The organism is Streptomyces sp. NPDC051561, from assembly GCF_044454195.1.
Classification (GTDB): Bacteria; Actinomycetota; Actinomycetes; order Streptomycetales; family Streptomycetaceae; genus Streptomyces.
Genome location: NZ_JBITDM010000040.1, coordinates 1 through 13,389 on the forward strand (window position 1 = coordinate 1; position 13,389 = coordinate 13,389).

Here is a 13,389-nt window from a genome sequence, read left to right on the forward strand (position 1 = left end):
CTCGGGGAAGGAGCTACTAGGGCATTTCGGCAACGCCGCGAGCGTGCGTGCCAGGCGGCGGGCGCCCGGCCGGGGTTTAGACACAGGCTCTCAGGAAGGCGGGGTCGAATGCGGCGGCGGTGACGCGGCAGCGCGCGGCCAACTCTTCCACTTGCCGCTCCGGCCGGCCCGGAGGGGATGTCCCGGTCGTGGCCGTACGCATGGAGGTGAGCCCCGGTCACGGCCGGGGCTCACCTCCACGCGTACGGATCGCTCAGGACGCGTCGCCGCGGTCTTCGGAGGAGAAGAATGTCCGGATCTCCTCGGCCAAGAGGTCCGGGACCTCCATCGCGGCGAAGTGGCCGCCGCGCGGCTGCTCCGTCCAGGAGACGATGTTCGTGTTGTCGCGCTCGGCGAAGGGCCGGATGGACTTGAAGTCGTCGGCGAAGACCGTTACCCCGATGGGCCCGTGGTTGACACGCGGCTCCACCGCCTTCTCGGTGTGGTAGTAACGGACCGCTCCGGAAGAGGAGTTGGTCAGCCAGTAGAGGCTGACCTGGGTAAGTACCTGGTCGCGGGTGAGGAGGCTGGTGCCGTTGCCGAAGTTCTCGAACAGCTCGTTGTACGCGAGTTGGCCCACCGGCGAGTCACTGAGCGCGGCCGCGATGGTCTGCGGACGGGACGCATTCATGTGCGCGAACCCGTTGACGGTGTTGAACCAACCGGCGAACTCCAGCGCCGCGTAGTCGGCCGGGGTCATCGTCTCGAACTCGGCGGGATCGCCCGACGGGAAGGAGAAGAACTGCAGTACATGGGCCCCGAGGAAGCCCTCGGGGTTGAGCATCGCCAGCTCCCGGGAGACCATCGCGCCGGCGTCCGAGCCATGGGCGCCGTACGACGCGTAGCCGAGTCCGCGCATCAGGGTGTCGTAGGCGCCCGCCACCCGCCCCATGGTCCAGCCACCCTTGGCGACGGGGGTGCTGAAGCCGAAGCCCGGCATGCTCGGAATCACGACGTGGAACGCCTGGTCGGCACCGGCGCCGTATGCCTCGGGGTCGGTGAGCGGACCGATCACGTCGAGGAAGTCGACGAACGAGCCGGGGTAGGTGTGCGTGAGCAGGAGCGGCGTCGCGTCCTCGTGCGGTGATCGGACGTGCAGGAAGTGGATGGTCTGCCCGTCGATCTCGGTCAGGAAGTGCGGGAAGGAGTTCATCCGCGTCTCCTGTGCCCGCCAGTCGAACGACGTCCGCCAGTGGTCGACCATGTCGCGGAGGTACGACACGGGCGTTCCCTGCGTCCAGTCGTCGCCGGGTGCCTCGGTGGCGAAGCGGGTGTTGGCGAGGCGGCGGTCGAGGTCATCGATCGCGGCCTGGGGGACGGCGATCTCGAACGGCCGGACGGTGAGTTCGGCGGCGAAGGTCTCGGCGTTCTGGCTGTTCTGGGCTTCTTTGGAGGTCATGTGGTTAAGGTACGAAGGGTTCCGGCAGGCTTTGTTCCGGAATTCTTCGGGCTCTTGAACTTTCTCCGTGGGGAGTTGGCATGTTCGAGACGTCGGCCCGGCTGCTTGCGGTTCTGGGGCTACTGCAGACGCGCGGGACCTGGCCGGGTGCGGAACTTGCCGCGCGGGTCGACGTGGGCGAGCGGACGCTGCGCAAGGACATCGAGCGCCTGCGCGAACTCGGCTACCCCATCGACTCGGTGCGCGGCCCGGCCGGCGGCTACCGCCTCGGCGACCACGGGCGGCTGCCGCCGCTGCTCATGGACGACCAGGAGGCCGTGGCCATCGCTGTCGGTCTCGGCATGGTGCGGTCGGTGCGCGGGATCGAGGAAGCGAGCACCCTCGCGCTGACCAAACTGGAGCACGTGCTCCCCGACCGGCTGAGGCGCAGGGTGCGGGCCCTGCACGACAGCACCGAGATCGGCCCTGCGAACACCGGCACGAATGTCGAGGCGCCCGCGGTCGACACCGACCTGTTGTCCGAACTGGCGGCCGCCATCCGCGACCACGAAGCCATCAGGTTCCACTACGGCAAGGCTGAGAACCTCGACGAAGCGGGCGAGCGCGTCGAGGCCGAGCCGTACCGTCTGGTCAGCTGGCAGCAGCGTTGGTACGTGGTGGCGCGACACCGCCCGTCGGACAAGTGGCGGACCTACCGTGCCGACTGGCTGACCCTGCGCACGCCCGGCGGCGGCCGCTTCGTCCCGGTGCCGCTCGACGGCGGCGACTACGCCGCGTTCGTGCTGCGCGACGTCGCTTCGACGGGCTGGAAGGTACACGCACGCGTCACCGTCGACGCCCCAGCGTCCGAGGTGCTCGCCCGGATCAACCCGACCGTGGGAATAGTCGAAACCGTCGACGACTCCCACTGCGTACTCGTGACCGGCGCCGACAGCCTGGAGATCATCGCGGTCTGGATCGGCATGCTCGGCCTCGACTTCCACGTCAGCGAGCCGCCCGAACTGGTCGACCACCTTCAGGCGCTCGGCAGGAGGTATCTGCGATCGCGACAGTCATAGCGGCTGACCCCATGGGCGGCCCGACCCGCCGAGCATCCGCCACCACGACCACCAGCGGGCCGACGCTCCCGAGGGGGAGCAGATCAGGCAGATCAGGCAAATGGTCCTCCACCGGGTTCGCCTCACTCAGGGCCGCAACGCGCGCACCGCGCCGGCCGAGGAACGGGCAGGGCCTCTCCGAGCTCTGATCGGCTCCGCCACGCGACAGGCGGAGCCGCTCACGGTTGACGACGCGCGCGGCTCAGCCGCGATTGCGGCGGGCCAGCGAGACGTTCAGCGCGGTGGCGAACGCGCACCAGGCCGCATAGGGCAACAGGGCGCGGGCGGCGGTGGTATCGGTCCGCGCGGTGCGGCGGATCAGTTCCGCGTTGCTGGCGTCCAGTGCGAGCGTGCCGAGCAGTCCGGCTTTCGGGCTGCGGAGGCGGAAGAACATCCAGTTCCACGCGGTGTTCAGGGCCAGGTTGGCTCCCAGGCTGAGCGCCAGGCGGCCGCGCTCCGCGCCGCTTGTGTGTTGCAGTGCGCGGCCTCCGGCCCATGCCATGGATGCGTAGAGCGGCGTCCACACCGCGCCGAAGGCCCACGACGGTGGCTGCCAGGACGGTGTGTCCAGGTTGCGATACCAGGCGCTGTCGGCGTCCACGGCCGCGCCGCCCGCCACCGCACACGCGGTGACCGCGGCGGCCGTCAGCGCGTACGACTGCCGGCCCTGGGCAGCCGGAGGCGTCTGGTACCTCTTCGGGAGCTTCATGTCCGGTCCCCTTCCTTCCTCGTCAGGATGCGCCGGGCAGCGCGTCGGCGCAGGTGCACGGGCAGCACGTACCAGCAGTAGCCGAACCAGAGCATGACGGTGCCGACGAGTATTTCGGCCAGGACGCCCGGGACCACGAGGCGCAGTATCAGCAGCAGTGTGCAGCCGATGGTGAGGGCGAGGAGGACCATGCCGCCGATCATCAGACGCCCGGCGGTTTCGACCACGTCGTCCTTCATGCGCTGGCCGGAAAGGAAGCGGTGGATGGACACCGGCGCTATGAGGGCGCCGGTGGCCGATGCGCCGAGGACGACGGTGATGACGTAGACGACCCTGTCGAACGTCTCCAGTTCCCGGAACAGAGGCGTGAACGCCACGCTGAGCAGGAACCCGAAGAGGATCTGTACCCCTGTCTGGGCAACCCGGGTCTCCTGGAGGACCTCGTTCCACCGGCGGTTGACTCTCTCGCGCGCGAACTCCGGCGGTTCCACCTCTGGTTGCGGCCCGACGGAATCATGGCACTCGCAACAGGCTGAGGCTTCCCCTGTGTCCTCGACCGGTCTCTCAGTCATGGTCATGGCGTCCTCCCGATGCTCGATGCAAGAAGGCCGGTGCCCCGACATGGTTCGTTCATGCAGGTCGCAGCTTCAGGTGCCCGAACACGCAAGCCGATGGGTTCCGCAGGAGTGGGTCGCGACTGGGTTCCGGGTACGTGGGGCGTGACGGCATCCGGCATCCGGCATCCACACTCTCGTCATGCTCGCTCCCCCTCAGCAGAGCCCCTCGGCAGATAGAAACAGACAGTCTCCGCGGACGCCCGCCGGAGGCCGGCGGACGCACAACAGCCCCCGGCGCGAACGGAACGCGCGGGAGCTGCCATGGGGCGTCTGGGGCCGAAGAGGTGTGGCTTCGGAGGCCGGGCCCTCGGTACGGGAGGACTGCGGCGAACTGGCGGCAGCGTCTCGTCGTCCGCGATCCGCCGGTCCGGGTGGCCGCAGGTCTAGAAGTAGTGCTTGCGTCCGCCGACCGCGCGGCCCGTCGCGCCGAGGATCCACAGGGCGGCGCCGACCACGAGAAGGATGCCGCCGATGGTCGTCAGCAGCGGGATCGGCACCAGCACGCCGACGAGGAGCAGAATGAGGCCGAGGAGAAGCATGAGGTGTCCGATCTCTGTGTATGAGGTGATCGCGTCGCCGAGCGATGCATCACCTGCTTCCTGACGTCGGCGTCGCCGTGATCAGGTCCGTTCGTTGCAGTCGTTCATGTGCCCGGTCGACGACCATGAATGCATGCCTCTTAGCTTTTCGTTACACCGCGTCTCTCGGTCAGCTGTCGGCGGTGGTCTGCAGGGCGTCGCAGGTGTTCTGGAACTCCTCCATCAGCCGGGTGGCCTCCACGACAAGGACCCCGTACGGGCGGGTCCGGTCGGCCAGCGGCAAGCCGCCTTCCTGGGCGGCGGAAAGGACATCCTGGAGACGGTCCTGTGCTCTCTTCGCGAGCTGGCACGCCTCCTTCGCCTGGTCGGTGAGGGTGTCGCTGTCCAGCTCGGACAGGACCTCTGCCGCGTCGCGCAGTGAGAGCAGGAAGTCGGCGTACGAGGTGAGGAAGGGTGCGTAGGAGTAGGTGTTCTCCGTTTCCTGCCACTGGTTCAGACTGCGGTTCAGCGAGGCCAGCTGGTAGACGGCGCGTTCCATCGAGACGATCACCTGCCGGTAACGGGTGAAGGTGAGGTAGCCCCGGTGGGCGGGCAGCAGACGGCGCGGGTTGAGGGGCAGACTGTCCTCGGCAGTATTCAGCCCGGCCCGTGCCTGGCCGACCGAGCGCTGGGCGCGCTCACCTGCGGCCATCCAGCCCTGGGTACGTTCGCTGGTGACGTCGCCGTCCCGCAGTCCCTCGGCCATGTCGTCGAGGAGTGCTTCCACTTCGCCGCCCAGCACCTGGATGCCCTGCTCCGCACTCCGGTAGCGCAGCGGGGGCGCGATGCACAGGTTCACGGCGAGGCCGAGACCGCAGCCGATGACAACGAGAAGGACGATCTGGGCGAGCTGAACCGCCTGGTCCCCCGAGGCGGAGGCAAGGGAGTACGTGGAGAACGCGAAGAAGGCGGCGGTGGCGACCTGGGAGCGCTGCTCCCCCAGCGCGGGCCACTGCCCGATCGCCAGCGCGATCACCGCGACCAGGGGGAAAACGAACAGCTCGGGGCCGATCAGGAACCCGAGCCCGGCCTGGACCGCGACGCCGGTGGCCACCGCGAGGGTGTAGCGCAGGGCCTGCCACACCGAGCGGTAGACGGTCGCGTTCATGATCAGCACTGCGGAGAACGGGGCGAACGCCGGTGAGGTGGCCCCCATCAGATCATGGGCGATCCACCACGCAAGTGTCGCCGCCAGGGTGCTCTTGCCGATCATCAGGAGGGTGTTGCGCTCGTGCCCCGAGGACCGCAAAGCCCGCCCCAGCCACGCCCTGACCCGTTGCATGCCTTCCCGCACGTGCCTGTTCCCTTTCCTGCCCGCCGTCACTGTCCACGGGAAACGACTGACCAGCCATAAGATAATGAAACGGGAGAAAAAACGCCTGCCCGGGCACGGTGCCCGGCCCCTGCAGCGCCTGTACCCTGCCAGCACCCGTACACCCTGCCGGAAAAGGGGGATAACAGCCTCACCCCACCCGGCGGCCGCACCGGGCACTACCCCAGTGGTCCCTGCTGCGGCAGCCTGCCGGAATGCTGAGTACCGGTTTTACGGGTACCCCTGAAACCATGAACACTTCCGTGGTCCTGGCAGCCGAGGGCGGAGCGCCTCTGCTGCTCATCATCGTCGGCATCGCCATCGTCCTGGTACTGCTCGCCGCGTTCTTCTACGGCAGCCGCCGCTCCTCCCGCAAGCGACAGCCCCCGGCCGCCGACGCGGAGCGCATCGCTCACGAGCCGGGCGGCAGCCAGCGCGGAGAGACCTGGCAGACCATCGACGACGACCCCGACCAGGGCAACCCCCACCGCTGATACAACCCACGGCCTTGTCGAGGGCACGCCGCGCCGGCTGACGGGGTTCACCGCGCCGGCCTTGCGGACCGAGACAGCCGAGGCGGAGACGGCGGGAGTGCGCACCGCTCGGCGTTCGGCCGCCCCCGCCGCCGCCCCTGGGCAAGGAGACGGACCGCCAGACGCGTCAGGGATACCCGCGAAGCTAGCCTCGGCAGCGTCCGGTCCTCCTGGTCCAGGAGGACCGGACCTGCGCGGGCAGCCCTCCCCGCGGGAACCGTGCGGCAAGCAGGGCACGGTCGTCGTCCTTACGGGAGTAGTAGCCGGCTGCTCTCGGATGCTGCTGGATCAGTCCCAGCGGCTGTCGAGGACGAGGCCCCAGCCAGCGTCCCGGCGGCGCCACTTGGCGTCCTCGTGCAACTCCCAATTCGGATCCTTCGCCACGCTGCCCTCCACGGCCCGGACCACAGCAGGCCGGGCAAGGCAACTACAGGGAAAACAAGGTGGAGAAGGAACAGCAGGAGCATGATGCGGCCCGGGTGAGCGGGTTCCGGGAGTGGGCGCAGCGGCGCCGTACGGTGCAGGGCACCGGGGAGGCTCGGGGCTACGGCTGGGTGCGCACGGGTGCGGACGAGCAGCTGCTCGCGTTGGTGACCAGGTACGGGTCGCTGACGCTGCGGCAGGCGGCGGCCGCCTGCTGGGGCGGACAGATGGAGACGGCACGCACCCGAGTTCGCGCACCCAGACATCGCGGTACGGGTCGCGGAGCTGGTAGCCAACCGGCGGGCAGTCCGGCCGATGCCGCTGCCACAAGGCCGTCAAGGTCGTCCGTACGTCTCCGAACACCTGCCGCACTCATCCTCTGTTTTTAGTCTGCCGGGCGCAGTCGGTCCAGCTCGTTCCCGATCGCCATGCGCAGCGGGTCGTGCTGCGGTCCGAGTGCGTACTGCTTCTCGGTCCACTTCTCGCAGGGATAGAGCCACACCGGAACTCGCACCAGGTCGGCCGGCTCCCACTCGAACCGGGGCCACACGTGCGCATGCAGGAACCCATCGGTGTTGCCCAGGATCTCCAGATTGACCCGCCGAAACGCCGCATCCAAATGACGGGATGCTCGCTCGACCGCTTCCCCGAGGTGGTCCAAGTCGGACAGGAAGGCCAGCCGCTTGTCCCTGGGCAGGTCCGACAGCCTCTCCACCTCGGGGTCGTCCACCAGGAGCACTGAGTAGCCCGGGAGGAACTGCACATCGCCGATCGCTGCGAATCCCGCATCCAAGCGCCGCAGAACTGCGGGGTTCTCGCCTCGCAGGGCACTCCCGATCCGATCCATCCGCCAGTCATCAACCATGGCCAGAACCTACCCGACTGCGATCATCACCCCGCCTGAGGACGTCGGGGCAGATGGTGACGCAGGCGGGCCCCGGAAAGCACGGCCGGGGCCAGGAGGCGGGCAGCGTCGGCATTGAGGTAGGCCAGCGCAGCGAGGAGGGCGTCGAGCTCCTCAAAGGCATCGAGCGCCCCGCCCCGGCCCGGGGAGCCAACCACCCCATACTCGCCACTGGGCCGGCCCTTTCGCCCTCTGGCGATACCAGAACGGGTCTACTCTGGGCACAGGCCCAAGACCGTTTCTGCGGGAGGCAGTTGTGGAAGCGTCCCATCGGCCCACGTATCCACGAGGACCGAGCCGCCGCCCAAGCAGCCCCTGCCGCCACCCGACCCCACTGCCGAAGCCGTCGTCGTGGATGCGTACCCGGATCGCTGACCGGCGGTGCAGGAACTGGCCCCTGGAATCACAGCCCTGGACCACGCGCGGCGCGAGCAGACGCGTGGCCGAGGCGTTGCACGCCTGGGGATACCACCACTTCGACACCGAAGCCGTTCGCACGGTCGTGGAGCTGCTCGTCACGGCAGCGGTGAAGGACGGTGGAGACCGTCTGAGCGTGCACCTGGCCGACCGCCAGGACCACGCCCTGGTGCTCGTGCTCAGCAGCGGCCCTTGCGCTGAACGCCCCGACGACGACTCGCTCCTGCACGCCGTCGCCGCCCAGGGCGCAGCGGACTGCGGGACGGCAGCGGCCGAAGACGGCCGCCGCCGATGGGCACTCCTTGACCTCACCCCCCAGGCCCGCCCCACCTGCCCGAGCCCCGCCACCGTGCGGGGCTCGACCGCGTTCCAGCGAAGCCGTCCTCCCACTGAGGTCAGTCGGCGGCCCGTGGGCCCCGTCAACGCACCAGTCGCCCCGACTGCCGCTGCTGCCACACACGCGCCGGCTGCCACGGCCAAGAATGAAGCAGGGGACCCTGTAGGGCCCCAGCACTCCGAAACTCTCATCACCTGGGCGGCCATCACCCTCATGACTAGGCGCCTCACTCGCCCCCAGCCCCGGTGAAGGCCAAGCACCTGGATCAAGACTCAGTACCGCTGGTCTCGGTCAACTAGGGCTGGTCCCCCACCGAGGCCGTTTCCGCAGGATGCACCCCGCCAACGTCCTTCGCGTCGGAGTGCGGGGAGGCGTTCACTGGGCTGAGGTCGACACAGGTGCCTGGGTGCACGGGTGCTCATCAGCGGAGCGGTGGCCTGCGGCGAGCAGCCGCTTTCGATGGCGCCGCCGGCGGATGGCGGTGACGAGGACGACGATGGCGCCGATGCTGACTCCGAGGATCGGGAGAGCGATAGCGAGTATCAGCCAGCCCACAAACGCGACAAAGCCTCCGGATTTCCCGATGGCGTACTTGGACGGTCCTTGAGACGAACAAGTGACCTCATAATCGCCTGCTCGCTGCACATCGATGGTGTAGAGCGGATTCCAGGCCGCGTCACGGGTGAGGAACACGTCGATTCCCGGATCGGTGAGACCGGGGCCGCCCTGCCCAGTGATGCTGCACTTCTGCGCGGCCGACGGGCCCCGCTCCTTGATCCAGATCGACTTCTCGTTCTCCGGTGTGAGCCGCAGGGTGACGGTGTCGCCGTTGGCGAACTGACGGCCAGTGTCCACCGCGTCGATCACGTTGTTGAAGCGGTACACGCCGATGGCCACACCCAGAACGGTCAGTACGACGGCGATCGCGGCGGCCGTGGCATACCAGTGACGGCCGGGCCTGAGTTCGTTCGCCGGTATCCGAGTCGGCGCGAAGGGCTGCATCAACGCATCTTATGACTGCTCCATCTTGCCTGGTCGACGGGCTGCCAAGTGGCCGCGAGCTTGGTCAGCCATCGTGACCGCAAGCCTGCCGTGCTTCACGGCTAGCGACTGAACACAGACAAGGGTTGCGCAACAGCTTCTCACGGCGCTCACCGCTTCTACGAGGCTAACGTGCTGGCCGGCCAGGCCGAGGAAGTCGGAGCATTCCCCAAGAACCACCAGACCACCGACGTCGTGCTGCCCCTGAATTCGACCAGCGCGCCGACATCTTCCACGGCACCGTCACCCTCGCCTCAATCAGACTCTGGCTCCGAACATGACCGTTGTTCAGGCGCGTTCTAGAACGTCGCCAGCTGCCTCACCACCATCTCCGCTGCCCTTGCATAGCGGTCCGGCTCACCCGAGCGGGCCCGTCCCAGTGGACCTGCACTCTCGCTGTGCGCGACGAGCCTGAAGATGAGCGCACGGACCAGCATCTGCGGCCAGTCAAAGTGATCGCTGCCAGCCGTCAACACAACAGACGGAAGGTCGAAGCACAGCAGCCCGTCTGCAACCACGATCGCCTCGGCGAACACTGGCGGCCGCCAGTACGGGGAAAAGTCGATCACGACGGGCACTTGATCGGGAGCGAACAGGACATTGCCCGTGAGGTCGCCATGGATGAGCTGAGCTGTGTCCTGCCCAACCGGGCGTCTCAGTTCCAGCAGGGTCGAGTACGGTGCGGCAAGGTCATCGATCACGTCGATGACCTGCTCGCCCCACGCGACCCGGTCGCCCACAGCCCACGGGTGCACATGCCGATCAAGGAATGCGGGCCGGGGCACATGCCGCAGAGTGTTGTGGAAGGCACGGCCGGCACCGAGTACGCCGGTCCAGTGCCCCTCCGGCCCAGGTTGACCGGTCAGGAATTCGCTGGCGGTCCAGCCGTCTACGACGCATCGCCCGTCGGCGGCCCTCAACGGCAGTGGAACGCGGAAGCCACTGTCTGACGCCAGCTTCTCGAACAGGGAAGCTGCCCACTCGACCTCGTCGTCAGTGCCCTCGGCAGGCTTGAACACGAACCCACCAACGAGGACGCTTCGCCCCACCCCATACGTCACACGGCAGCATGGAAGAACCGCCGGACAGGCCCTAGCGTTCACATCAACCCCGCCGCCCCCGCTCATGGTGAACCGCAACCAGCAGAGGCGGGACCGTCGCCGTGCTTCTGCGCCGCGCGATGCTTCGTCAGCGGATCCGGTGTAGCCGCCGTCGGCCCATACCTTCGTGATCGTGGGGAATCGGCCGGCGGGGGCGGGCAGCATGTCGGTGGCCGCCCGGCGGCAGGTGACGTCACCCGCGCTCACGTGGATCATCAGGCAACGCCCGCGACTTGATGCCGCCGTCGACCACGTAAAACACAGCGTCCGGCATGACCCGGTGGCAGTAGCCCTCCGGCCGGCCTCCCCGGCCCTCCAGCCAACCGGGTACCGGTAGCAGCGGCCGGATCTCCTGCCACTGCGCGTCGGTCAGGTCTGTGTCGTGGACCGGGGCCCGGCCGGGCTGATCGGCGGCGTGCACAAACCGGTGAGCGAGAAAATCGCGGGGAGAGCGTCGGCCACCGCGGTGAGACGGTCGGTCCACATGTGCCCGACCACTGGGTTGCCGCCCGGCACGAGCGCCTGATCGTCAAGCTGCAAACCCGCCCCGCTCCAGCCCGCGTGAGCGACCCTCACACCGAGTCCCCGCCCGCGGTGCCGCAGGCGGCGACTCCGCCCTGTGCGTTAGTTTCTCCGGCGACGCCCCTGCGCATAGGGGCCCTGCCGATCATGTTCCCGCCATTCCTCGTCATCGGGGTCGCGGTCTCCGGCGCCCGCGCTGTTCCCAGCAGCCGAGATGTGCTCCCCCTTGTTGACCTTTGCCAGTAACGAGGCGAGGGGATCAGGCGGACCATCACTGAAGCGATCGGAGCCGCGCTCGGGCGGCGGCGCCGATTCTGTCCTGTCTGTCTTGACGCGACCGTGATGTATCGCTCATGAGCAGCCCCCTCCGACTCACTGACATGCACTCAAGATCTTTCCCCGGGAAGCCGTGGGTAACCCGACTTCGACCTTCTCAGCGCTGTGCGATCCTGCCGGAAGCCGACCGCTTCGGGACACACATCGGACCTCGAAGTCCCCCTACTTCGCGCGCCAGCTTCTTTGGCGTGGCTAGGAATATGCACTGTCATGCGGCATTTCGGGATCACCGCGCTGACCGCCAGCCGACCGCCATGCGCCATGTCGGCGCCGCCTGCCCGAAACGCACCGCGAAACTGCCCAGGCGGCGGGCCCGCTCCGAGCCCTGTGCCAACCGAAAGCCCGTGGCGGTGCAGCAGTGGGTCCGGCATCATCCCCCTGTGATGGTGATGCAAGCCGTTCTGGAGATCTCCGCAGCCGACGAATTCGCGCTCTGGCCGGTTGGCGAGCACGAGACATCTGGCTACCTCGTGCTGAACGGGGAGCTGACTCCAGCGGAGGTCGGCACGGCGGTTATGCAGATTGCCCGCTGCAACGACTTCGAGCCGGAGGAGGAGCACGGGCCGTGCCCGACCGACCCGCTCGGCACCTTCCTGCACGGCTTGCTCACCATGCCGGACTTGTTCGCCGCCGGCGGGTTCCGGGTGACCGACAACGCCACCGGCGTCGTCTTCGTTGAGCCGGGTTGCTGCAACGGGCTGGAGACCTGGCGCGACTGGCTGGAAGTGGTTGACGGCACCGGCTGTTCCTCCTTCGGCCACGATCCGTCCTCGATGGCCGAACGTCTTGGCGACATCGTCCGGCTGACGCTCGACGTCCACGAGACGGACAGCAGCCCGGTGATCGAGCTTTCGGTGGACCAGCTACGCACGCTCGTCACCGGCGCCCAACAGGACGTGCAGGACTTCCTCAGCCTTGCCGAAACCTGGGCCGAACAACACCTGCCGGCACACGCTGCTGCCGTCACTGCCGCCCTGGCACGGGCACTGGACGCGGAGCCCACACCATGACCAGCTTCCTGACCCACCGAGCGCGCGTGCACGACGCCCGGCTCCCCCTCTACCGGCGGCACAGCGCGTTGCGCACTTGCCTCACCGTCTTTGCTCCTTACGGTTTGCGGGCGACGTACCACCACCTCACGCTCAACGCCGCGATCCCCCGCCGGTTGGAGGCGGACCCGGACGCGCTGGCGCGGGCGGTGGAGGAACTGCACGAGGCGCGGGTGCTGTGGCTCGCGCGGGCAGACGAGTACGCCGCACAGCGCCGGGCGGACAAGCACGCTGGGCGGCGGGCCGTACCGAACCCTCGGCCGTGGTGGCTGCAAAACTGGTGGGAAAGCCCCGACCGTGCCTGGTTCGAAGACCCGTTTCGCCACCCGTCGCTGCGACTGACCGAGTACGTCCAGCGGCAGAACGCGATTCTGGACGGAGCCGAGCCGCCCGGCTGCCCGGCTTGCGGCGATGAGGGACCACGGGTGCTGAGCTCGACCGGGCACGGTTGGGTCGAGTTGTGCCGTGGGTGCGCGCGGGCGCTGGCGCCATGTCCGTGCGGGCAACGGCACCGGTTCGTGCCGGAGACTCCGTTCAACTGGAACGAGATCTGGCGACGGGCGCACATGAGCGAGGACGGCACACCGAACCCACATTGGCCTGCCGGAGACGGTGGTGCTCTTGGAGCGTGGCTGGTTGACCCGGGACGCCGAGGACCGGTTGTGGCTCACCAAGGAAGCTCACCAAGGAAAGGGAACGGGCTCGCGTCGACCTCGCGCGCAACGCCCCCGCGATCCGCGTCACTCTCCACGAGGGCATCGACGACGCCGACTACGTCACCACACCGAAGGTGCTCCAGCAGTTGATCCGCAACGCGGACGGGACGGCCGCCGGGCAGACCGCGGGGCCGGGCAGAGTGCCGCATCGTTGTCCTTGAGAGCGGCCGGGCCCGTGCCGGCCGTGCCGACCAGGTGCGCACGCTCGCCGATCCTGCTGCGGTTGCGGGCAAGACATCGAAGACATTCAGTAACCGGAA

At 68.3% G+C, this 13,389-nt stretch carries 14 protein-coding genes; 3 read left to right on the forward strand and 11 right to left on the reverse strand.

Annotated features, from left to right (window positions below):
- Window positions 1-253: 253 nt before the first annotated feature.
- On the reverse strand, window positions 254-1,438 hold the full coding sequence (locus tag ACIA73_RS40205; RefSeq protein WP_399443964.1) for an epoxide hydrolase family protein: 1,185 nt from the start codon (window positions 1,436-1,438) through the stop codon (window positions 254-256).
- An 80-nt stretch (window positions 1,439-1,518) separates the two neighbouring features.
- Between ACIA73_RS40205 and ACIA73_RS40210 the strand changes: the two genes are divergently transcribed.
- Window positions 1,519-2,496 carry a helix-turn-helix transcriptional regulator gene (locus ACIA73_RS40210; RefSeq protein WP_399443965.1) on the forward strand — a complete coding sequence of 326 codons (978 nt, stop codon included), beginning with the start codon at window positions 1,519-1,521 and terminating at the stop codon, window positions 2,494-2,496.
- Window positions 2,497-2,737: 241 nt separating this feature from the next.
- Here the strand turns inward: ACIA73_RS40210 and ACIA73_RS40215 are convergent, their stop codons facing one another.
- The 4 genes from ACIA73_RS40215 to ACIA73_RS40230 form a co-directional block, all read right to left on the reverse strand.
- Window positions 2,738-3,244 (reverse strand): TspO/MBR family protein, encoded by a 507-nt coding sequence (locus ACIA73_RS40215; protein ID WP_399443966.1) that lies wholly within the window; start codon window positions 3,242-3,244, stop codon window positions 2,738-2,740.
- Entirely contained in the window at window positions 3,241-3,822 is a 582-nt protein-coding gene (locus ACIA73_RS40220) for a DUF6328 family protein (RefSeq protein ID WP_399443968.1), read from the reverse strand. Before ACIA73_RS40220 ends, ACIA73_RS40215 begins: the two co-directional genes overlap by 4 nt.
- Before the next feature lie 422 nt (window positions 3,823-4,244).
- Window positions 4,245-4,400 (reverse strand): hypothetical protein, encoded by a 156-nt coding sequence (locus ACIA73_RS40225; RefSeq protein ID WP_399443969.1) that lies wholly within the window; start codon window positions 4,398-4,400, stop codon window positions 4,245-4,247.
- Window positions 4,401-4,569: 169 nt separating this feature from the next.
- Window positions 4,570-5,721 carry an aromatic acid exporter family protein gene (locus ACIA73_RS40230; RefSeq protein WP_399443995.1) on the reverse strand — a complete coding sequence of 384 codons (1,152 nt, stop codon included), beginning with the start codon at window positions 5,719-5,721 and terminating at the stop codon, window positions 4,570-4,572.
- A gap of 281 nt (window positions 5,722-6,002) precedes the next feature.
- Here ACIA73_RS40230 and ACIA73_RS40235 point away from each other — a divergent pair, with 281 nt between their 5' ends.
- Window positions 6,003-6,245, forward strand: coding sequence for a DUF6479 family protein (locus ACIA73_RS40235; RefSeq protein ID WP_399443970.1), 243 nt, complete (start codon window positions 6,003-6,005; stop codon window positions 6,243-6,245).
- A 583-nt stretch (window positions 6,246-6,828) separates the two neighbouring features.
- On the opposite strand, the gene ACIA73_RS40240 is transcribed toward ACIA73_RS40235, so the two are convergent.
- The 6 genes from ACIA73_RS40240 to ACIA73_RS40265 all read right to left on the reverse strand — a co-directional run bounded on the left by ACIA73_RS40240 (window position 6,829) and on the right by ACIA73_RS40265 (window position 10,990).
- Window positions 6,829-6,951, reverse strand: a complete 123-nt coding sequence (locus ACIA73_RS40240) for a hypothetical protein (protein WP_399443971.1) — start codon at window positions 6,949-6,951, stop codon at window positions 6,829-6,831.
- A 141-nt stretch (window positions 6,952-7,092) separates the two neighbouring features.
- Complete coding sequence (locus ACIA73_RS40245; protein ID WP_399443972.1) at window positions 7,093-7,572, reverse strand: HIT family protein; 480 nt, start codon at window positions 7,570-7,572, stop codon at window positions 7,093-7,095.
- 442 nt (window positions 7,573-8,014) lie between these two features.
- On the reverse strand, window positions 8,015-8,257 hold the full coding sequence (locus tag ACIA73_RS40250) for a hypothetical protein (protein ID WP_399443973.1): 243 nt from the start codon (window positions 8,255-8,257) through the stop codon (window positions 8,015-8,017).
- A gap of 483 nt (window positions 8,258-8,740) precedes the next feature.
- Window positions 8,741-9,367: a hypothetical protein gene (locus tag ACIA73_RS40255; RefSeq protein WP_399443974.1), complete on the reverse strand. Its 627-nt coding sequence runs from the start codon at window positions 9,365-9,367 to the stop codon at window positions 8,741-8,743.
- Window positions 9,368-9,705: 338 nt separating this feature from the next.
- Window positions 9,706-10,425, reverse strand: a complete 720-nt coding sequence (locus tag ACIA73_RS40260) for an aminoglycoside phosphotransferase (RefSeq protein ID WP_399443975.1) — start codon at window positions 10,423-10,425, stop codon at window positions 9,706-9,708.
- Between the two features lie 274 nt (window positions 10,426-10,699).
- Window positions 10,700-10,990 carry a transposase gene (locus ACIA73_RS40265; protein WP_399443977.1) on the reverse strand — a complete coding sequence of 97 codons (291 nt, stop codon included), beginning with the start codon at window positions 10,988-10,990 and terminating at the stop codon, window positions 10,700-10,702.
- A 718-nt stretch (window positions 10,991-11,708) separates the two neighbouring features.
- Between ACIA73_RS40265 and ACIA73_RS40270 the strand changes: the two genes are divergently transcribed.
- Window positions 11,709-12,374 carry a hypothetical protein gene (locus ACIA73_RS40270; protein ID WP_399443978.1) on the forward strand — a complete coding sequence of 222 codons (666 nt, stop codon included), beginning with the start codon at window positions 11,709-11,711 and terminating at the stop codon, window positions 12,372-12,374.
- Window positions 12,375-13,389 lie beyond the last annotated feature (1,015 nt).